Raw genomic sequence first — 19,923 nt, 5'->3', positions numbered from 1 at the left:
GGCCACCGGGGGCTTGCGCGTCGGCCATGCGATGGCCTGAGCAGGCCGGGCAAGGGCCTGATCGAAGACGCTAGCGCAGGCATGCGGCAGTTACACCACTTGCACCACGACCTTGCCCTTGGCGCGCCCACTGTCGACGTAAGCCAAAGCTTTGTGGGTGTCCTGAAACGGGAATACTTTGTCGACGACCGGGCGGATGGCGCCTGACTCGATGAGGGCAGTGATCTCGCGCAACTGCGCCCCATCGGCCCGCATGAAGACGAAGGTGTATTGGCCCCCATTCTTCTTTGCCTTGTTCCTGATGCCGAAACTCAACAGGCGCAGCACTTGCCTGAGCGGCCAGGCCAGTCCTCGCGCGATGGCGAACGCCGGGGTGGGCGGCCCCGAGATGGAGATGAGATGCCCGCCCGGCTTGAGAATCTGGAGGGATTTGTTCAGCTCGTCATTGCCGAGGCTGTTCAGCACTACGTCGTAGTCACGAAGCACCGTGGCGAAGTCCTGCTGCTTGTAATCGATGACGACGCGCGCCCAAGGCCTTCACCCAGGCGATGTTGGCCGTACTGGTGGTCGTGGCCACGAACGCCCCGAGATGCTTGGCAAGCTGGATGGCGATGGTGCCGACGCCGCCGGAGCCGGCATGGATCAGAACCTTCTGTCCCATTTTCAGCTTGGCGGTTTCGACCAGCACCTGCCAAGCGGTCAGGGCCACCAGAGGAACGGAGGCGGCCTCGACCATGCTGAGATTCGTGGGCTTAAGTGCCAGCGACGACGCCTTGACGGCAATGAACTCGGCGAAGGTGCCGATGCGATCATCGTCGGGGCGCGCATAGACCTCGTCGCCCGGTTTGAAGCTGCGAACGCGAGCGCCGACCCGCACGACCGTACCGGCCACGTCGTTGCCCAGGATCAGGGGAAAGCGGTAGGGAAGAATCAGTTTGAGTTCGCCGCTCTTGATCTTCGAGTCCAGGGCATTGATGCTCGCCGCGTGGATCTGGATCAGGACGTCATCGTCCCGCACCTCGGGTTCGGGCATTTCGGCAATGCGGCCGGCTTCCTTCTTTTCATAACGATCGATGATGAACGCTTTCATGCGGGGACTGTTCTCCAGAGTTTTTGAATAGATGGGTTTCGGGCAGCCCCGCCTGCAGGTTCTGACTTGGGCCTCGGCGCTCGAATCGACGTAGTTACCAGTTTTCCTTGAACACGGCGCCGCCGACGCCCCGCACCGATCCCACGCCGAACACGATTGCCGTTGGCTGACTCATTTCATCGTTTCCGTTGTTGATGAGGCTGATCGTCCCCATGGAATCGTTTCAGGCATTGAGGAAGGCCAGCGCCTTGGGCACGAACTCGCCGTGGTACTGGAAAATCCCGCCATGCCCGGCGTCTTTGTAGATGACCAGTTGTGAGCCAGGGATGCGACGCGCCATGTCATGACTGTTCACGGTCGGCACCATGATGTCGTTGTCGCCATTGGCGATCAACACAGGGATGCGGATGCCGCCCAGATCCTGGGGCACCTGCCGGCCCCAGGTCTTGATTGCCTTCAGCTGCCGCAGGAAGGCACTGGGCGTCGGCCCCTTGTCCCGATCCGCCTTGCGCTCCTTCAGTCGCTCCAGGAAGGCTTTCGCGGCTTGACGACCATTGGCCGTGGAGGTGAAGAACAGGTAGGTCTTTGGATCCCGCAGCGTTAACAAGCCCTTCACCATCAGCGGCCAGGAGACTGCTCCGACCTCGTCGATGCCTTTGCCGCCTGCCGGCCCCGTACCGGTCAGGATGAGTCGGCGCACCAGGTCGGGGGCTTTCAGCACGATGTCCTGCGCCACGAATCCTCCGAGGGAGAAGCCAAGCAGATCGACCTTCTCGAAGCCCAGCGCATGGATCAGTGTGATCGCATCCCGTGCCATCGCATCGATGGTCACAGGTGCTGTTCCGCCTGAAGCGCCGATCCCCCGGTAGTCGGTGGCAATGACGCGATGCCTGCGGGCAAGTCCATCGACGATCCGTGGGTCGAAATTGTCGAGGACCGCGCCCCAGTGGTTCAGCAGGACCAGCGGCACGCCACTGCGCGGCCCCAGGTCGCGGTACGTGAATGCAGTCCCGTCGACATCGATCGATCGGTTGGGGGCGTCGATGTAGGGCATGTGCGATCCTGGGTGCCGGTCGATAGGGGTCATCGTCTCTTCAAGGTGCTTCGTGTGGCGCGGCGAATCGAGGGGAGTCAAGCGCCACCGCGTTGGCGGTCAGGCGTTCACATCGACGATGGTGCGCCCCTGAACCTTCCCTGCGAGTACTTGGCTGGCGACTTCAGGAACCTCTGCCAGGCCAATCACCTTGGTGGTCCGTGCAAGCTTGTCCAGATCCAGGTCGCTGGCCAGACGCGACCACGCCTGCAGCCGCACAGGCTGCGGCGCATTGACCGAGTCGATACCGGCGAGGGTGACGTTGCGCAAGATGAAGGGCAAGACCGACGCAGGCAGATCCGCGCCCTGGGCGAGGCCGAAGGCCGCGACCACGCCGCGATAGCGGGTCTGCGCCAGGACGTTTGCCAACGTATGGCTGCCGACCGAATCAATGGCCCCGGCCCATCGCTCCTTTGAGATGGGTGCTCCCGGTTCGGACAGGGTGTGGCGGTCGATGACGTCCGCCGCGCCCAGCGCACGCAGGTAGGCGGCTTCGTCGAGGCGACCGGTCGATGCGATCACGCGATAGCCCAGGCCCGACAGCAGTGCGATCGCCACGGAGCCGGCGCCGCCATTGGCGCCGGTCACCAGGATGTCGCCAAGCTCGGGCGTCAGGCCGCCATGCTCCAGTGCGAGCACGGACAACATGGCGGTGAACCCGGCAGTGCCGATGGCCATGGCATCCCGGGTCGAAAAGACCTCCGGGATCTTGACCAGCCAATCACCGCTCACCCGCGCCTTCTGCGCGAAGCCACCGTGGTGCGTCTGGCTCAGCCCCCAGCCGGTCGCCAGCACACGGTCGCCAGCGACGAGGCCGGGATAGGTCGACGACTCGACGACACCGGCAAAGTCGATGCCCGGAATCAGCGGAAACTGGCGAATGACCGGTGACCGGCCACTGAGCGCCATCGCGTCTTTGTAGTTCACAGTCGAGTACTCGACCGCGACGGTGACGTCGCCCGGCCTCAGATCCTCGTTCTCGAAGTCGACCAGGCTGGTTGAAACTGTGTCGCCAGTCTTGCTCGCGAGCAGTGCCTTAAAGGTCATGTGCTGTCCCTTCCGTTCTGGAGTTTTTTGCCGATTCAGGCGGCGGTTCGATAGCGCTCTGCCACATGCGCCTGCCGGATGTCTGCGATCAGGGTCTGACGTGCCGCGTTCAGCACTTCCCAGCGCGCGGCATCATGCAGCGGCGGGATGGTCACGAGTTCACGGCGGTCGAATCCGACCAGCGCGGCATCCACCAGCTCATCCACTCCCATTAGGTCAGGCATCGCCCTGATATCGATGCCCGCGCGCTCCCAAATCTCGGTACGGGTTCCGGCAGGCAACACCGCCTGCACGTAGACCCCCTTGGGCGCGAGCTCCAGGCTCAGCCCCTGGGACAGGAACAGCACGAAGGCCTTGGTCGCGCCGTAGACCGACATGCCGAACTCGGGCGCCAGGCCGACCACCGAGCCGATGTTGACGATCGCGCCTTTGCCGGCCTGCACCAGGCGCGGGGCGATGGCACTGGCCAGCCTGACCAGCGCGGTGGTGTTGAGGGTGATCAGGCGAGCGACATCGTCTGTCGGTTGGTCGATGAACTGGCCGGACAGCGCGGCCCCGGCGTTGTTGATCAGGGTTTCGATCCTGGCGTCCTCGCGCAGGCGCGCCTCGACTGCGGCCAGGTCGCCGGGCTTGGTCAGATCGGCCGCAAGGATATCGACGGCAGCGCCGGTTTCCTCACGCAGGCGCGCCGCGAGCGTTTCCAGCCGCGCCTTGTCGCGTGCCACCAGCACAAGGTCGTGGCCGCGGCGTGCGAAGCGGTCGGCATAGATGGCGCCAATGCCGGTCGAGGCGCCCGTGATGAGAACAGTGGAATGGGAAGTCATGTCTTTTGCTCTTGATCTAAAAGGTGAGTCCATGCCGCGATATGCAGCGTGGAAAAACGACTATCGGACGCTGGAATCAGCGAGGGTCGGATAGTCGATGTAGCCCTGGGCGCCACCGCCATAGAGCGTGGCGGGATCCAGCGCGGTGAGGGGTGCACCGATCTCCAGTCTTTCGACCAGATCGGGGTTGCTGATGAAGGGGCGGCCGAAGACGAACAGGTCGGCCTTGCCCTTGATCAGACGGGCGTTGGCCAGTTCGAGGTCATACCCGTTGTTGGCCAGGTAGGTGTTCTTGAAGCGAGTGCGCAAGGAGTCGAAATCGAACGGTGCGACATCGCGTGGACCACCGGTGGCACCTTCGACCACGTGCAGGTAGACGATGTCCAGCGCACTGAGTTGCTCGGCGATGTAGTCATACTGCGACTGCGGATCGCTGCAGGAAATGGCGCCGGCCGGCGACACCGGCGAGAGGCGCACACCGGTGCGTTCGGCGCCGATTTCCTTCGCCACGGCTGCTGTGACTTCGAGCAACAGGCGCGCGCGGTTCTCGATGGAGCCGCCGTAGGCATCCGTCCGGGTATTGGCACCGTCCTTGATGAACTGTTCCAGCAGGTAGCCGTTGGCACCGTGGACCTCGACGCCGTCGAACCCCGCAGTGATCGCATGGGCCGCAGCCTGGCGGAAATCCTCGACGATGCCTGGAATCTCATCCAACGTCAGGGCACGTGGCTCGGAGACGTCGTGAAAACCATTGTTGACGAAGGTCTTGGTCGCGGCACGGATGGCGGAGGGTGCCACCGGCGCGGTGCCACCAGGGCGCAGGTCGACGTGTGAGATGCGGCCCACGTGCCACAACTGGACGAAGATTCGCCCCCCCTTGGCGTGAACGGCGTCGGTCACCTTGCGCCAGCCGTCAATCTGCGGCTGCGTGTAGAGGCCGGGGGTGTCCTGGTAGCCCTGGGCATCGGCCGAGATCTGGGTGGCCTCGGTGATGATCAGGCCCGCTGAGGCGCGTTGACTGTAGTAGGCGGCGGCGTACTCGCTGGGCACCAGACCCGGACCCGCACGATTGCGTGTCAGCGGCGCCATCACGATACGGTTGGAAAGTTTGAGTGAACCGAGGATGTAGGGATCGAAAAGCGTTTTGTCAGTCATGTTTGTCCGCTGTGTTCGTTGATCAGGCAGGAAAAGGGGATGCGCGACGGCATCACTCTTCCAGGAACTGGATCGCGTGTTGGAGGAAGCGCTCGGGATACTGGAACTGCGCGCCGTGTCCGGCGTCGGGATAGATCAACAGCTGCGCGTTGGGAATGTTCTGCGACAGATGCCAGGAGTTGATCGTGGGAATCATGATGTCGTTGACGCCGTTGAGCACCAGGGTCGGCTGCGTGACGGCGTTCAGGAAGGCATAGGGGTTGGCACCTGTCGGCGGCTGCAGATAGGCTGCGTGCGCTTCGGCCTGGGCTTGAGCGACGGCCATTGAGCTGGGCGGGTCCTGGTCAACGCGCTGGTGGCGGCGCTCCCAGAAGGCCAGACCCGCCTGCTTCGCGGCCTCCGAGCGGCCGAAGAACAGGTAGAGGAAGTCTTCTGCGATGGGCACCGGATTCGGCGCGACCTCCAGCACCCTGGGCTCCATCTTCGGATCGCCGCCGCGCAGCCCGGTGCCGAGCAAGAGGAGCTTACGAACGAGTTGTGGATGACGCAGCACGACCTCCTGCACCTGGAAGCCGCCAATCGAGAAACCAAGCAGATCGACCTGAGACAGACCCAGCGTCCGGATCACCAGGGCGATGTCGTCTGCCATGTCTTCGATCCGGTTGCGGGGCGAGCCGGTCGAGGAGGCAATGCCGCGACCGTTGTAGAGGATGACCTCGCGGCCTGCGGCCAGACCATCGGTCAACAGGGGATCCCAGTGGTCCAGGCCACCGCGGAAATGCTGGACGAAGAGCAGAGGGGGCTGTCCGCCGGAGGTGTTGCCCCAACGGCGATAGGCGAATTTGTCGCCATCCACCTCGACGAAGCGGGTGGGGGCGGTCAGGTGGGTATCGCTCATGTCCAGAAGCCTTTCAAGCTAAGTTGACCCAATGATGTCGATCATCATCTTTATTGTCAAGGACTTTGATGATGATCGACATCAATGTATATTCATGGCTTCACTGATGGCATATCTAGAGAGATCCTGGACATGAAGGTCACCAAAGCGCAGGCGCAGGCGAACCGGGCGCACATCGTCGAGACGGCCTCCACGCTGTTTCGCGAGCGTGGCTACGACGGGGTGGGGATTGCGGACTTGATGGCGGTCGCCGGCTTTACGCATGGTGGGTTCTACAAGCACTTCCCGTCCAAGGCCGACCTGCTGGCGGAAGCGGCGACCTGTGGTTTTGCGCAGTCGGCCGCCAAAGCCGAAGGGGTCGATGCGGTGGAAGTCGTCAAGCAATACCTGTCCCGAGAGCATCGTGACGCTCGCGGTGAAGGTTGCACGATGGCCGCGCTATGCGGAGACGCTGCGCGTCAGCCGGAGTCGATCAAGATGGCTTTTGCGACCGGCGTTGAAAGCCTGCTGGCGACCCTGGCAAACCAGTCCGGCGCGCCAGAGGAAGGCGATCAGGGCGGCGACGCGCGCGCCAAGCGGATCGACGTCATTGCGCAGGTAATCGGCGCAATAGTGCTGTCGCGGGCGTGTCCTGACGACTCGCCACTCGCCGATGAAATTCTGGATGTCTGCCGCGCCGCAGTCCTATCGAGGCTTTCCTCGACGACTCTTGGTTCTTCCAGTTCCCAGATCAGCTAGTCCAGCTTCTTGCTCACGCTGAACACTCGGCACTTGATGCTGCATGCATGGATGAGCTGACACCGATGAGCTTCAAGTCGATGCGGAGGAGCTACGACCCGTGGTGCTGGATCTTCAGAGACTCGCCAAGCAAGCGGTCGCTGAACAGAGATGGGGGTATCTGTGGGGTAGCTTGCAGGAACGCTTCTTAGGTCCATCTGACAGATGACCGCTTTGCGGATTGGTGGACTTCGGCTTTGGGCCTGCAAGCAGACATAGGTCAACGAGCAGCAGATCAACGCGATTGGTTGAAGCGGGGCTCTATGCCTCATTCGGCGCAACTGAGGCGCCCTCAATGCTGTGACGTTGCAATGCGTCGGCGACGGATCCGCTGTCCTTCATCTCTTCGACGAAAGCGTGAAGTGCACGTGCGGCGCCCGCTCCTCTTGTTTTCGGCACACCCATGGCTTGCCGAATCACCATGAAGCGACCGGGTAGCAGGCGCAGTCCGGCATGCTTGCGGCAGTCCGACTCCAGCTGCTGCTTCACGCCGGCGGCCACATCCAGTTCCTGCTCGAGGAAGGTTTGAACAACGGTGGGCGAGGTCGGCGCCCTGACGATGTGCGCATGCTTCAGTTCGCGCGTGAGGAAGAGGTCATAGGCACTCCCCTTTCCTACGGCTACGAGGCAGCCGTCGCGATCGACCTCGTCGTTGTGCAGCAGCGGGGATTCTTCTCGCACGAGATAGCTACCCTCGATCAGGACGTAGGCTGCGCTGAAAGCGATTTCCGCGCCGCGCACCGGATCGATGGCGAAGAAGCCGATGTCGGCCTGCTCGCTGGCAACCGCCTGCACCGACCTGCCGGCCGCGTCGAAGACGACGAGTTCGACGTCCACGCCCAGGTGTTGCGCAAAGGCGCGTGCCAGGTCTATCGAAACGCCCTCCGGCTCGCCAGTCGACTTGCTGGTGTTGGCGAGGATGGGATTGCCGAGGTTGATGGAGGCGCGCAGCACACCGGTCGGCGCGAGGGCTTTGATGACTTCTCGATCGAGGTTCATTCAGGTGCGGTGAGCTCAGGGTTTGAGAATGCTGCTGATCTTCTTGAAGTTGCGCAGCGTGCTGGAGAGGTGTTCGTGCATGGCCTTCGATGCTTCTTCGTTGCGCCCGCGCTCCAGAAGATCGAGCAGATGCAGGTGCTGCTGGCAGTGTTCCTTGTAGCGGCTGCGATCCTGCATCGATCGGTACGACAAGAGGCGCCTCACGCGGTTCACGCGCCGGATCGTGTCGATGAAGAATGCATTGCCGGACCCTTCGACCAGCGATTCGTGGAAGCGCACGCCGCGATCGTGGAGTTGGTCCGCGGTATCGGTCTCGATCCCGCCTTCGAGAAGATGCTTTTCTGCAGCGCGGCAGCGCTCGATGACGTGAGATGGAAGACGGTAGTTGGGCTCGAGCAAGGCGGCCGGCTCGAGTGCGAGGCGAAGGCGGTATGACTGCAGCAGACTGTCAGCCGTGGTCAGCATCGAAGAAAACGCCCATCCGTAGCCCGGCTTCTTCTCAGCCCAGCCTTCGTTCGCGATGCGGCCCAATACAGCGTTCAGTTGCGCGGGCGTCAGGCCGTAGCGCTGCTTGATCAGCGCTTCGGAGAATTCGTCCGGCAGAGCACCCCGGAGGCGATCGTCCGCGATCCGAAAGTAGATCTGCGTGACGACGTCCGACTCGTCCAGCCCCAGGCGGTCCGCCAGCGCGCTGACGGTTTCGCTGATGGGTTGGACCAGGAAGTAGCCTCGGTTGGGTTGGCGCTGCAGGATTCCTTTTTCAGCGAGCAGCGACAAGGCGTCGTTGACAGGAGAACGCGAGACGCGCAGCCGGTCGGCGAGCAGTTGCGCGGGCAGATGACTGCCCGCGGGCAAGGCATCCGCCTTGATGAGATCCAGGATCTGCGAGGGAATGGATTGTTCGGGCCGCATGGACACGGATTGTCCGATCAGTTTGTTGCCGACGCTGGAGCAATCCCCTTGGCGTGCTTGTCCACCATCTTGCGCAATGTCGACGGAATCACGCCGCCCGCGCGCAACAGCTCGACCTCCAGCTGGGTTTCGACCGCGGCTGTCGCCTCAAGTCGCTCTACGTTCCCGTCCGCCCGGTGAAGCAGCACGGCGACCGCTCCGCGCGGCGCGATCGCTGCAGGGTCGGCATCGACTTCCAGCCGGTCTCCTGCCTTGAGCTTCACCGTGAACGGTGTCGTTCCTGCCGGCAGGCGCAAAGGAAGCACCCCCATGCCGATCAAGTTCGAGCGGTGGATCCTCTCGAAGCTGTTCGCAAGCACAGCCCGGATTCCCAGGAGCCGCTGGCCCTTGGCGGCCCAGTCTCTGGAAGAGCCTGTTCCATACCGCTCGCCCGCCACCAGAACCACGGATTCACCGGCTGCCTTGTAGCGCTGGGCGGCATCCCACAGCGGCATGACATCGCCGCTCGGAACGTGCAGCGTGTGCGCGACCGGCGCACCGGGGGCCAGCAGGTTCGTGAGCGTCTTGCTGTGGAAGGCGGCCCGCACCATCACCTCCCAGTTGCCACGGCGCGATGCAAACACGTTCAGATCGTTCCGGTCGTCGCCGCACGCCACCAGGAAGTCGGCGACCAGGCTATCGCGCGGAATGGCGCTCGCCGGTGAAATGTGATCCGTCGTGATGTCGTCGCCGACCACCAGCAGTGGGAACGCCTTGTAGTGGCCAAGCAGGCTGCCTTCGCTCAGGGCCGCGAAGGGCGGGCGCCGCAGGGCAGTCGATGCGGGGTTCCATGGATACAACTCGGTATCTGGCGCCTGCAGCCCGTGCCAGAGCGGATTGCCGGTCGCGATGGCAAATGCGCGCTGGTAGTCCGCCGGATCCTGAGAGCGCTGAAACAGCTCCTCGATCTCTTCGCTGGTCGGCCAAAGATCTTTCAGGTGCACCGGGCGTCCATCGGTGGTCGTTTGCACCGGATCGACCGTCAAGTCGCGTTCTGCATCGCCTGCCAGCCCGAATGCAATCACCAGCGGCGGCGACATCAGGAAGCCCAGGTCCAGATCCGGATGCACACGGCCCGGAAAATTGCGGTTGCCCGACAACGCGGCGACGGGGTGGATGGCGCCTCTGGCCATCGCGTCCTGGATCACTTCGGGCAGCTGGCCCGAGTTGCCGATGCACGTGGTGCAGCCGTAGCCCACGATGTCGAAGCCCACTGCCGCCAGGTCTTGCGTGAGTCCGGCGCGCTCAAGGTAGGACGCCGCCGCCGGCGAACCCGGCCCCATCGACGTCTTGACCCATGGCGGCACTTTCAGGCCCAGGGCCCGTGCCTTGCGGGCAACCAGGCCCGCTGCGATCAGCAGACGCGGGTCGGAGGTGTTGGTACAGCTTGTGATGGCGGCGATCGCTACCGGGTGCCGCGGCAACACGTCGTCCGCGACTGCCGGCAGAAAGTTCAGTGCCGCGAGCATTGCCCTTGTCTCCCCGAAGCCGAGCAGGTCCTGCGGCCGGCGTGGGCCTGCCACGTGCATGCGGACCGCGTCGAGGTCGATGTGGATGGCCCGCGTGTAGTTCGCCTCGCAGGTCGGGTCGAACCACAGTCCGACCGCCTGCGTGAGCGCTTTCACCTTGTCAATGTGCGTCGATGAGCGACCGGTGGCCTTCAGGTAGTCCAGGGTGTGTTGGTCGACCGGAAAGAACCCGGTCGTGGCGCCGTATTCCGGCGCCATGTTGGCGACGACGCCGCGGTCTCCTGCGGTGAGGGTGCTGACACCTGGGCCGTAGAACTCGACGAACTCGCCGGAGACGCCGATGGCGCGCAGGCGCTGCGTCACCGTGAGGGCCAGGTCCGTCGCCAGCACGCCCGGCTGGAGCTTGCCCGTCATACGCACTCCGATCACATCGGGAATGCGCAGCATCGTCGGCATCCCGAACATGACGGTTTGCGCCTCAAGGCCGCCGACACCCCAACCGAGCACGCCGATGCCATTGACCATGGGCGTGTGGCTGTCGGTCCCGATCATCATGTCCGGCACGAGCCAGGCCGCACCGTTGCGCTCCTCGGTCGTGACGACCGTCGCCAGTTGCTCCAGGTTGATCGTGTGCATGATCCCGGTCCCCGGCGGGTTGATGCGAACACCGCGCAGCACCTTGGAAGCCCAGCGCAGGAACGAATACCGCTCGGCGTTGCGCCGTATCTCGTACGCCATGTTCAGTTCGGGCGCGTCGTGGCGCGCGAATGCTTCGACTGCCAGTGAGTGATCGACCGAGACATCCACCTGCAGGCTCGAATTGAGCACCGAGGGATCCACACCGGCTTCGGCCAGGGTGCTTCGCATGGCCGCCAGGTCCACAAGCGCTGGGGTACTGGTCGTGTCGTGCATGAGCACGCGACCTGGCTGGAACGCAATCTCCGCGTCGCTGGTGCGCGTCTCGGTCCATGCCAGCAGCGCCGCCACAGCAGACGCTTTCTCAGAGCCTTCCATATTGCGCGCGACGTTTTCCAGCAAGAGCCTGAGGACCACGGGCAACTCGCTCAGCTTCGTGCCGCACAACGTCTTCAGGTCGACAGCGCTGTAGCTGTTGTCGGCGACGGCAACCTGCCGCACCGGCGTCGTATCAGTGTTTTCCATGAGCTCATTTTGCATTTCTGATATCTAAAATGCAATTCAGTGCAAACCCTCAGCTGCCGTTAGCTGTCGTGCAACTCGCAACACCCAAGGATCCTCATGTACGCCTATGTAGGCAGCCGAACCACCCGTGAGCGCAACGCGAGGGGCGACGGCATCAGCATCTTCACGGTCGATACCGAGCGCGGCACGCTGGCACTGGTGGACGTCGTCGGGGATCTGGTCAATCCATCGTTCCTGGCCATGAGCCGATCTGGGGAGTTCCTCTACACGGTGCACGGTGACCAAAGCGAAGCGAGCGCCTTCAAGGTCGACCGAAACACGGGTCTGCTCACTCTCATCAACCGGGAGAGCACGCAGGGGAAAAATCCTGTGCACTTGGCACTGGATCCCGCGGGGCGTTACCTGGTGGTGTCCAACCACATCGGTGCCAGCCTGGCCGTGCTGCCGGTGAATGAAGACGGGTCGCTCGGCGCACTGGTGCAACTCGTCGCGCTCGAAGGCCCGATCGGGCCGCACCGGGTAGAGCAGAAGCAGGCCAAGCCACATTTCAATCCCTTCGATCCGACCGGACGCTTCGTGGTCGTCCCGGACAAGGGCCTGGACCGGGTGTTCGTTTTCCGGTTCGAGCATGGACGCCTGACGCCGGCATCAGTGCCATTCGTCGGCACGCGTGAAACGTCGGGGCCGCGCCATCTGTCGTTCCATCCCAACTCACCGTTCGCTTACGTAGTGAACGAACTGGATTCCACCGTCACGGCCTACCGCGTCACCGAGGAGACTGGTGCGCTCACCCCGTTCCAGATCGTCTCCGCCCTGCCGGAGAGCTATACGGGCAACAGCCGCGCCTCGGAGCTGCAGATCGATGCGCAGGGACGCTTCCTGTACGCGTCGAACCGCGGCTACGACAGCATCGCCGTCTTCCGCATCGACCCGAAGAGCGCTGGCCTGAAGTTCATCGAGGCCGCACCCACACTGGGGAAGACGCCGCGCTTCATCGCCCCGACTCCCGACGGTCGCTTCATGTTTGCCCTTAACGAGGACAGCGACTCCATCGTGACACTGGCCATCGACCCCGAAGCCGGAACGCTCAAGCCGACGGGCGCTTCAGTGGGCTGCGGGAGCCCGGTCTGCATGGTGTTCTCCGCATGAGCCATGCGATGCAAGGAACCAGCTTTCAGCGCCACCGCGATCAGCGTGTGGCACCTCTCAAACGCCAAGGAAATCAAATGCATTCGATTCGACGCCGTGCGCTGCTTTGCGCCATCGCGGGAATGGCCACGCTGCCGCTGTCCACTCTCGCGCAAGACTATCCCAGCCGCCCCATCACGATCGTCGTTCCCTTCTCTGCTGGAGGCGGCGTCGACGCCATGGCGCGCCTGGTGGCAGAGAAGCTGCGCGTATCGCTGAAGCAATCCGTCGTCGTCGACAACAAACCGGGCGCGAGCGGCATGCTTGGTGCAGGGTATGTCGCGAAGGCGAATCCCGACGGCTACACGCTGCTGCTCGGATCGGCGGGTGAGACGGCGATCAATCCCCTGGTCTACAAGGGAAAGATGCAGTACTCGCCCGAGAAGGACCTGGCGGCGATCACTGCGGTCACTCGCGTGCCCAACGTGCTCGTGGCAAATCCGACGTTCCCGGCCAAGACCGTGGCGGAACTCGTGGCCTATGCCAAGAAGAACCCTGGCAAGGTGACCTACGCGACCAGCGGTGTCGGCAACCCTCAGCATCTCAACGGCGAGCTGCTTCAATCGCTGGCCGGCATCCAGATGCAGCACGTGCCGTACAAGGGCGCTTCGAATCAGCTGGTCGACGTAGCGTCTGGCACCGTCGACGTCACCTTCGTGAGCCTCGCCGGCGCGACGCCCTTCATCAAGGGCAGCAGGGTGAAGGCGTTGGCGGTGACTTCTGCCAAGCGTGCGAGCTTTGCGCCGGACATCCCGGCGATTGCCGAGTTCGCACCGACGGCCGCCTACGACCTGGACAACTGGTTTGGTCTTTTTGCACCCGCAAAGACGCCGCCTGCCGTGCAAGCGCGACTCAACGAAGCGGTCACAGCCGCCCTGCGGGACCCAGACTTGATCAAGCGATTGCGCGAGCAAGGCGGCGAACCCATGCCGCTCTCGCAAACCCAGTTCCGCGACTTCATCAAGAACGAATCCGTCAAGTACGCGCACATCGTCGATAGCGCAAAGATCGTCGCGGAATAGTCCTTTCACAAGCCCACAGGAGACCTTCATGAAATCCACTTTCACGTCAAATCGCCGCGCCTTGCTCGCCGCCTCCATCATGACCATGCTGCTCGGCTTCGCAGCGGCGCCCGCCGCCGCGCAGGCGCCCCTCGATCTCAAGATCATGGCTCCGGCCGGGCCGGGTGGCGGCTGGGACAGCGCGTCGCGCTCGCTGCAGCAGGTGCTCACCGCCACCGGCGCCGCCAAGAACGTACAGGTCGTCAATGTCCCGGGCGCCGGCGGCACCGTCGGCCTGGCGCAGTTCGTCAACAACGCCAAGGGCGACGGCAGCCAGTTGATGGTGATGGGTATCACGATGGTGGGCGCGGTTCTCACCAACAAGTCGCCGGTTGGTCTCGACGCTGTCACGCCTATCGCACGGATGACCGGCGATCCGCTGGTGGTCGTCGTTCCCGCGAATTCACCCCACAAATCGCTGAAGGATCTCGCCGCGGCCGTGAAGGCGGACACCTCCAAGGTCGTCTGGGCCGGCGGGTCGGCCGGCGGCGCGGACCACATCCTGGCCGGGCTCATTGCCAAACAGGCCGGCGGCGAAGCGGCCAAGCTGAACTATGTGCCTTTCTCGGGCGGTGGTGAGGCGCTTGCCGAAATGCTGGGAGGTCGCGTCACCGCCGGGATCTCGGGCTACAACGAATTCGAAAGCCAGATCAAGGCCGGCAAGTTGCGGGCCCTCGGCGTGTCGACGGCCAAGCGTATTGATGGGGTCGATGTGCCAACCCTCAAGGAGCAAGGCATCGACGTCGAAGTCGTCAACTGGCGCGGCGTCGTCGCCGGTCCGGCGATCACCGCGCCGCAGAAGGCAGCACTCGTGGCGGCCGTCAACAAGGCGCTGAAGTCGCCTGAATGGGCCAAGATTTCGAAGGCCCGCGGCTGGGACGATGCTTACCTCGACGCGGATGCTTTCGGCGCATTCCTCAAGTCCGACCAGCAGCGCGTGGAAGAAGTGCTGACCTCCATTGGCTTGGTGAAATGAGCGAGTCGGAAGTCAATGGCCCGGGATGGCACGCGCTGGCCACGGTGGGGGTCGTGCTGTTCGGGCTCGCCGCGGTGATCAGCTATGACGTGACGCTCATGGCGCCTGCACAGGCGGTGGGCGTCGGGCCGACAGCCGCCATGCGAATGGTCGCGGTCCTGCTGATCGTGCTCGGCCTGGCGCACGTTGTTGCAGCCCTGCGCGTGCGTGCTTCGCTGCACGGAAAGGAGACGTCGGAGCTCGATGAGGTGCTCACCAATCGAGCGGCGCTGGGCTGGGTGCTTGGCGGCCTGATCGGCATGATCCTGATCCTTCAGTTCGGTGGCGGCTTCATCGTCGGCTCGACCTGGCTCTTCGCCGCGACCGCACGAGCATTCGGGCAGCCGATCTGGATCAAGTCGCCTGCCATCGGTTTCGTGCTCGCAGCGCTCGTGTATGCCTTCTTCACCAAGGCGTTGTCCTTGTCGTTGCCGGCTGGGCCGCTCGAGCGACTGCTCCTCAGCTAAAGGCACGACATGGAAGTTTTCACGCTCCTGGGGCAGGGCCTGTTGATCGCCATCCAGCCGACAAACCTGCTCTTCGCAGGCATCGGCGTACTGCTCGGTACGCTGGTCGGCATCTTGCCGGGCATCAGCCCGTCGCTGACGGTGGCACTGCTGTTGCCCATCACCTTCAAGCTGGATCCGACGGGTTCCATCATCATGTTCGCCGGCATTTATTTCGGCGGCATGTACGGCAGCTCGACGACCGCGATCCTGCTCAACACGCCGGGCGAGGCGGCATCGATCGCGACCGCGATCGAGGGCCACAAGATGGCGAAGGCCGGACGTGGCGGCCCCGCACTCGCCACCGCCGCCATCGGGTCCTTCGTCGCTGGCCTGGTCGCGACCATCGGAATCTCCGTGCTCGCGCCCTGGCTGGTCGACTTCGCGGTGCAATTCGGTCCGTGGGACTACTTCGCGCTCATGGTGCTGGCCTTCGTGACCGTGTCGGCGACCTTCGGTGACTCGGTGCTGCGCGGCATAACGAGCCTGGCCCTCGGCCTGGTGCTGGGGCTCGTCGGCATCGACAAGCTCACCGGACAGTCGCGCCTTGCATTCGGAGTCCCCGCGCTACTAGACGGCGTGTCGATCACGACACTGGCCGTAGGCCTGTTCGCGATGGGCGAGACGCTTTACATCGCTTCGCGCTTCACTGGCGTGCAAGAGAAGATCGAGGCGGTACGCGGCTCGCTGTGGATGACCAAGGAAGACTGGAAACGCTCCTGGAAGCCCTGGCTGCGCGGCATCGGACTGGGATTTCCCATCGGCGCGCTGCCCGCGGGGGGCGCTGAGGTGCCGACACTCCTGTCGTACACGCTCGAACGAAAGCTCGCCGTCAAGCCCGAGGAGTTCGGCAAGGGTGCGATCGAAGGCGTCGCCGGCCCCGAAGCGGCGAACAACGCGGCGGCCACCGGCACGCTGGTGCCGCTCCTGGCACTCGGCCTTCCGACCTCTGCGACGGCGGCCATGATGCTCGCCGGCTTCCAGCAATACGGACTTGTGCCGGGGCCGCTGCTCTTCGTCACGAACGCCGACCTGGTCTGGGGCCTGATTGCCAGCTTCTTCATCGGCAACCTGATGCTGCTGGTGCTCAACCTGCCGCTCGTGGGTCTGTGGGTTCGACTGCTGAAGGTGCCGCAGCCGTGGCTCTATGCTGGGATCCTGGTCTTCGCGGTGATGGGTACGCTGGCAGCAAATCCGTCCACGGTCGAACTCGTCATGCTCGTGACCTTCGGCATCTGCGGCTACCTGATGCGCTGCTGGGACTATCCGGTGGCTCCGATGATCGTTGGACTCATCCTGGGCCCGATGGCCGAGAGCCAGTTCAGGCGCGCATTGCAAATCAGCCTCGGGGACAGCTTGGTGTTCTTCAAGCACGCGGGTTCGGCGACCCTGCTGGCGCTTGCATTGCTGGCTCTGGTCGCGCCGCTGATCTTCAAGGGACTGAAGCGGTTCAAGGGCGACGACGCCTGAACGGAAACAGCAAAGTTCACTTCGGGCTGCCTTGCCAGAAACCCGCCACGGCCAATCGCGTCTGCCTCCCGTTCTTCGACTGACCAAGGACCTCGAATGGACAGCACGCGCAACCCCGCCCTGCCCGAGGTCTCGGCAATCGACTCGAGGTGAGCTGAATCTATCGATGTCCGCTTCGGTCCTGTATAGCCGACATACATCCTCGCGCCCCGAAAGGCAGCAGTGGGCCCTGCCCTGCCCTTCGCAAGCGACCGTCGTACGGCAGGTATGCAGTTCCGGTCTTCCCCTGCGGTTCGGCGAACTCTCGTTGTGTGGCCGATTCCGGTCATCTAGTGCCAAGGAGATCCCAGTGTCGACGACCGGTCTCAAGGTAGTGAAGACATAGCCCTTCGCCAGCACCAGGCGGCACACCGCCTGCGCTCATCGCCACGCTACATGGGCAGATCGGCAAGGCGCTGACCGCCCCCGAACTGGTGCAGAAGTACGCCGAACTGGGGGCGACTCCTGTCGCAGGCTCACAGGACGAGTTTCAGAAATTCGTGGGCAAAGAACTGGTCAAGTGGAAGCAGGTCGTCAAGAGCGCGAATATTCAAGCTCAATAGAAGCTCCCGCGTGGTCATGCAGCTCGCCCCGCGAGGCCTCGCAGGTTGAACCTCAGGACAATGACACTCCCTCCCCTGGCCACTGACTGCCACGTGCATGTCTTCGATCCAGAGCGCTTTCCTTACGCACCGGATCGGCGCTACACCCCGCCACCCGCCACTGTCGAGGCGTTGCAGCAGATGCACGCAACGCTGGGCATCGAGCGCGTCGTGCTGGTGCAGCCCAGCGTTTACAGCGCGGACAACCGCTGCCTGATGGACGCACTGGTCCGCCTGGGTCCCAGTGCGCGCGGAATCGCGGTGATCGATGCGAGCTTCGGAAGGCGAGAAGTTGAGGCTCTGCACGGCGCAGGTATCCGCGGGGTGCGCATCAATCTTCATGTGACCAAGGGCTCCGGCCCTGGGGCAGCAGTGCAGGTGCTTCAAGAGACCGCAAAGACCTTGGGCGACGTGCCGATGCTTATCCAGCTCTATGCCTCGTTGCCGGTGCTGCTGGCATGCGCACCCACGCTGCGAGCGATGCCGCAACGGGTCCTGATCGATCACTTCGGGCTGGCGATGGCGGCGGCAGGTCCCAAGCAAGCGGGGTTCGCCGATCTGCTGGATTTGCTGTCTAGCGAAAGCGTGTGGCGTACGCGCGCAAGCCACGTCCATCGTCAAACCACACGCGGCGCAAGTCCGGGCAATGTTCCCGCACCTCTACCAATTTGTCGACTTGCTCCTGATCCTCGACGATCGCGAACGCTACCTTTGCGCTGGTCAGGGGATAGGCGTACTCGGTGGCGGGCGCGTCCTGGTAGAGAGGTACGGGTATCGCCCCCAAGGCCTGGAGCGCAGCCAATGAAACCTAAAGGCGGGGCCGGTTGCCACCGATCAAAGCGACGTGATCTCCGCGCGAGACGCCGGCCTGTGATAGGCCGCAGGCCAGATCGCGCGTGAGCTTCGACACTTCCAGCCAAGAGTATGTCTGCCAGATTCCGAATTTCTTCTCACGCATCGCAATCCGCGCACCGCTTGCCCGTACCTGCGACGCGAGGAGCGCCGGAAGGGTTGCGGGGTCGCTCGACTCCCGCGCCGGCGCCGACCGCTCCACGTTGGCGACCACCGATGGCGAGGCGTTCCTAAGCTCCGATTTCACGTCCCGGTCTCCTATTGTTGGTGAGGCCCCTTGACCTTGCGCTTGCATGAAAGCAAGTGGTGGAGTGTTCGTCGGATGCCAGGTCGCCAATGTCCTAGCAATGACATTTCGGGGTTATCCCCTACAAGTGATCATCTGCACGCTAGAACGCAGGCGACAGCGGCAACGCAAGAATCCGCAACCCCATGGTCGTGAAGGCCAAATGGGCGGACGGTATGCGGCTAAGCGTCAGGCCGCTGCCCACTTGGCGACGAACGGCCTTCTCTCGATGACTCCGCCAAGTTGATGACCTGGCGACCCAAATTGCACTCTGATGTCGACAGCGACCAATGCTGAAGACCAGGCATCAGCGGCGACGCAGACATGAGTACGACGCAGCAAACGCCGCTCGTCGGGCGCCCTCGCGTGCCTTGCACGCTTAGCCAGATCTGCCGACGCGCGGGTGCAGCGGCAGCGTGACGAAGGTCCAATGTCGTTCCGCGCTTGAATCTTTTGCAGCCTAGACATTCACGAGGTGCTGGAGGAAGTTCGCCTGAGGCCGGGTGACTCGTTATCGCGGCTGAAGGCACCGACATCTACGCCAGCAAGGCGTGTATCCCCGCAAGCCCGAGGAGCATGGCCGTGCCAAGGAAGCCGAGCGCTGCCGGCGTTCGCGACGCGGGCTGTAGGGCCAGCGTTCCCAGGCAGCCCAGGAAGAGGAATGGCAGCGGGACAATGACTGGAAGTGAAAACACCAGGGCGTCCGCGAAGGAAGACCATGTCGCCATACCCTCCGGCGTGGTCCAGCGAGTGCCTATCAACGGCAGAGCGGTTACCGCCATGCACAGGAAGAAGCTCGGAAAGACCCAATCACCGTGCGTCTGCCGCTCGCTTTTGCTAGCCGACGCGCAGCCCCAGTCCACTTCATCGAGCTCGTCCAGCGCCTCTACCGTGCTGGCAGCACCGCGACGGCGGTAACTGCGGCCGCGCAGAACAGGGGCTGCGAGCACGTGGAACCCGAGCACCAAGAGCTTGAACCAGGCAGGCGGTCGTCGCGAGCTGCGGTGATGAACGTCCTCGTCAATGCCGTCGGCGCGTTGGAAGGCCTTTTCCTCGGTAGCTCGTGGGGTATGCGATGTCATGCCGCGCAATGTACTGAGGGCGGGCTAGCCTGCCATCGTCCGAGTTGTGCAGTATCGGCTGGCGCTACTGGGCGTTGCAACGCATGGGTCCTCTCGGGAGGCCGCCTACTCCCCCTCGGTTCAGCGGGAAGGGCAGAATGCGGCCAACACCAGACCTTCGCCAATGACCTTGCGTAAAAATTTCCGAAGCCAGGTTGCCAAGATTCGAGCGCCATGCGTCGCCCGAGGCTTGACCGCGCTACCCGCATAAGCGAAGAATCGCGCCGAAGAACAGGGCGAAGGCGAAGCCGGCCAGTGGCGCGGATCGCATTTTCAAGGCCCGGCTTGTTTGATAGCCTGTCGGCTGGTGGCCTCATAG

Annotated in this window: 18 protein-coding genes and 1 pseudogene; 8 read left to right on the top strand and 11 right to left on the bottom strand. The window is 63.5% G+C overall.

The window, feature by feature from the left end; all coding sequences use genetic code 11:
- Positions 1-90 precede the first annotated feature (90 nt).
- The 6 genes and pseudogenes from ACSQ9I_RS32375 to ACSQ9I_RS32350 form a co-directional block, all read right to left on the bottom strand.
- Positions 91-1,090: pseudogene (locus tag ACSQ9I_RS32375) on the bottom strand (NADP-dependent oxidoreductase).
- 223 nt (positions 1,091-1,313) lie between these two features.
- A complete protein-coding gene (locus ACSQ9I_RS32370) occupies positions 1,314-2,144 on the bottom strand; it encodes an alpha/beta fold hydrolase (RefSeq protein ID WP_436316126.1) in 831 nt (276 codons plus the stop codon).
- A 99-nt stretch (positions 2,145-2,243) separates the two neighbouring features.
- Positions 2,244-3,230: an acrylyl-CoA reductase (NADPH) gene (gene acuI, locus ACSQ9I_RS32365; RefSeq protein WP_436316125.1), complete on the bottom strand. Its 987-nt coding sequence runs from the start codon at positions 3,228-3,230 to the stop codon at positions 2,244-2,246.
- Between the two features lie 35 nt (positions 3,231-3,265).
- The gene (locus ACSQ9I_RS32360; RefSeq protein ID WP_436316124.1) at positions 3,266-4,054 is read right to left on the bottom strand and encodes an SDR family NAD(P)-dependent oxidoreductase; all 789 of its coding nucleotides are present in this window, start codon (positions 4,052-4,054) and stop codon (positions 3,266-3,268) included.
- 60 nt (positions 4,055-4,114) lie between these two features.
- Positions 4,115-5,209: an alkene reductase gene (locus ACSQ9I_RS32355; protein WP_436316123.1), complete on the bottom strand. Its 1,095-nt coding sequence runs from the start codon at positions 5,207-5,209 to the stop codon at positions 4,115-4,117.
- Positions 5,210-5,261: 52 nt separating this feature from the next.
- Complete coding sequence (locus tag ACSQ9I_RS32350) at positions 5,262-6,107, bottom strand: alpha/beta fold hydrolase (protein WP_436316122.1); 846 nt, start codon at positions 6,105-6,107, stop codon at positions 5,262-5,264.
- 132 nt (positions 6,108-6,239) lie between these two features.
- Between ACSQ9I_RS32350 and ACSQ9I_RS32345 the strand changes: the two genes are divergently transcribed.
- Positions 6,240-6,845 carry a TetR/AcrR family transcriptional regulator gene (locus ACSQ9I_RS32345; RefSeq protein ID WP_436317094.1) on the top strand — a complete coding sequence of 202 codons (606 nt, stop codon included), beginning with the start codon at positions 6,240-6,242 and terminating at the stop codon, positions 6,843-6,845.
- 300 nt (positions 6,846-7,145) lie between these two features.
- Here the strand turns inward: ACSQ9I_RS32345 and ACSQ9I_RS32340 are convergent, their stop codons facing one another.
- From ACSQ9I_RS32340 to acnA, 3 genes are read right to left on the bottom strand one after another with little or no spacing between them, the layout of a single operon-like run.
- On the bottom strand, positions 7,146-7,883 hold the full coding sequence (locus ACSQ9I_RS32340; RefSeq protein WP_436316121.1) for an ABC transporter substrate-binding protein: 738 nt from the start codon (positions 7,881-7,883) through the stop codon (positions 7,146-7,148).
- A gap of 15 nt (positions 7,884-7,898) precedes the next feature.
- Entirely contained in the window at positions 7,899-8,795 is an 897-nt protein-coding gene (locus ACSQ9I_RS32335; protein ID WP_436295598.1) for a GntR family transcriptional regulator, read from the bottom strand.
- Positions 8,796-8,812: 17 nt separating this feature from the next.
- Positions 8,813-11,464, bottom strand: coding sequence for an aconitate hydratase AcnA (gene acnA / locus ACSQ9I_RS32330; RefSeq protein ID WP_436317093.1), 2,652 nt, complete (start codon positions 11,462-11,464; stop codon positions 8,813-8,815).
- Positions 11,465-11,560: 96 nt separating this feature from the next.
- On the opposite strand from acnA, the gene ACSQ9I_RS32325 reads away from it, so the two are divergent.
- The 7 genes from ACSQ9I_RS32325 to ACSQ9I_RS32295 all read left to right on the top strand — a co-directional run bounded on the left by ACSQ9I_RS32325 (position 11,561) and on the right by ACSQ9I_RS32295 (position 18,245).
- Positions 11,561-12,613 (top strand): lactonase family protein, encoded by a 1,053-nt coding sequence (locus tag ACSQ9I_RS32325; protein ID WP_436316120.1) that lies wholly within the window; start codon positions 11,561-11,563, stop codon positions 12,611-12,613.
- Positions 12,614-12,690: 77 nt separating this feature from the next.
- On the top strand, positions 12,691-13,674 hold the full coding sequence (locus ACSQ9I_RS32320; protein ID WP_436316119.1) for a Bug family tripartite tricarboxylate transporter substrate binding protein: 984 nt from the start codon (positions 12,691-12,693) through the stop codon (positions 13,672-13,674).
- 79 nt (positions 13,675-13,753) lie between these two features.
- Positions 13,754-14,689, top strand: a complete 936-nt coding sequence (locus ACSQ9I_RS32315; protein ID WP_436316118.1) for a Bug family tripartite tricarboxylate transporter substrate binding protein — start codon at positions 13,754-13,756, stop codon at positions 14,687-14,689.
- A complete protein-coding gene (locus ACSQ9I_RS32310; RefSeq protein ID WP_436316117.1) occupies positions 14,686-15,195 on the top strand; it encodes a tripartite tricarboxylate transporter TctB family protein in 510 nt (169 codons plus the stop codon). The genes ACSQ9I_RS32315 and ACSQ9I_RS32310 overlap by 4 nt, the downstream gene beginning before the upstream one ends.
- A gap of 9 nt (positions 15,196-15,204) precedes the next feature.
- Entirely contained in the window at positions 15,205-16,704 is a 1,500-nt protein-coding gene (locus ACSQ9I_RS32305) for a tripartite tricarboxylate transporter permease (protein ID WP_436295603.1), read from the top strand.
- A 422-nt stretch (positions 16,705-17,126) separates the two neighbouring features.
- The gene (locus ACSQ9I_RS32300; protein ID WP_436317092.1) at positions 17,127-17,306 is read left to right on the top strand and encodes a hypothetical protein; all 180 of its coding nucleotides are present in this window, start codon (positions 17,127-17,129) and stop codon (positions 17,304-17,306) included.
- A gap of 60 nt (positions 17,307-17,366) precedes the next feature.
- Positions 17,367-18,245 (top strand): amidohydrolase family protein, encoded by an 879-nt coding sequence (locus ACSQ9I_RS32295; RefSeq protein WP_436316116.1) that lies wholly within the window; start codon positions 17,367-17,369, stop codon positions 18,243-18,245.
- Here ACSQ9I_RS32295 and ACSQ9I_RS32290 read toward each other — a convergent pair.
- Both ACSQ9I_RS32290 and ACSQ9I_RS32285 read right to left on the bottom strand, forming a co-directional pair.
- A complete protein-coding gene (locus ACSQ9I_RS32290) occupies positions 18,154-18,444 on the bottom strand; it encodes a hypothetical protein (protein WP_436317124.1) in 291 nt (96 codons plus the stop codon). The genes ACSQ9I_RS32295 and ACSQ9I_RS32290 overlap by 92 nt on opposite strands.
- Positions 18,445-19,019: 575 nt before the next feature.
- Positions 19,020-19,565 carry a hypothetical protein gene (locus tag ACSQ9I_RS32285; RefSeq protein WP_436316115.1) on the bottom strand — a complete coding sequence of 182 codons (546 nt, stop codon included), beginning with the start codon at positions 19,563-19,565 and terminating at the stop codon, positions 19,020-19,022.
- Positions 19,566-19,923: the final 358 nt, after the last annotated feature.

This window comes from Variovorax sp. LjRoot84 (genome assembly GCF_964254305.1).
GTDB lineage: Bacteria > Pseudomonadota > Gammaproteobacteria > Burkholderiales > Burkholderiaceae_C > Variovorax.
Note: the sequence above shows the minus strand (reverse complement) of the source record. Positions and strands in the feature narration are given on the sequence as shown.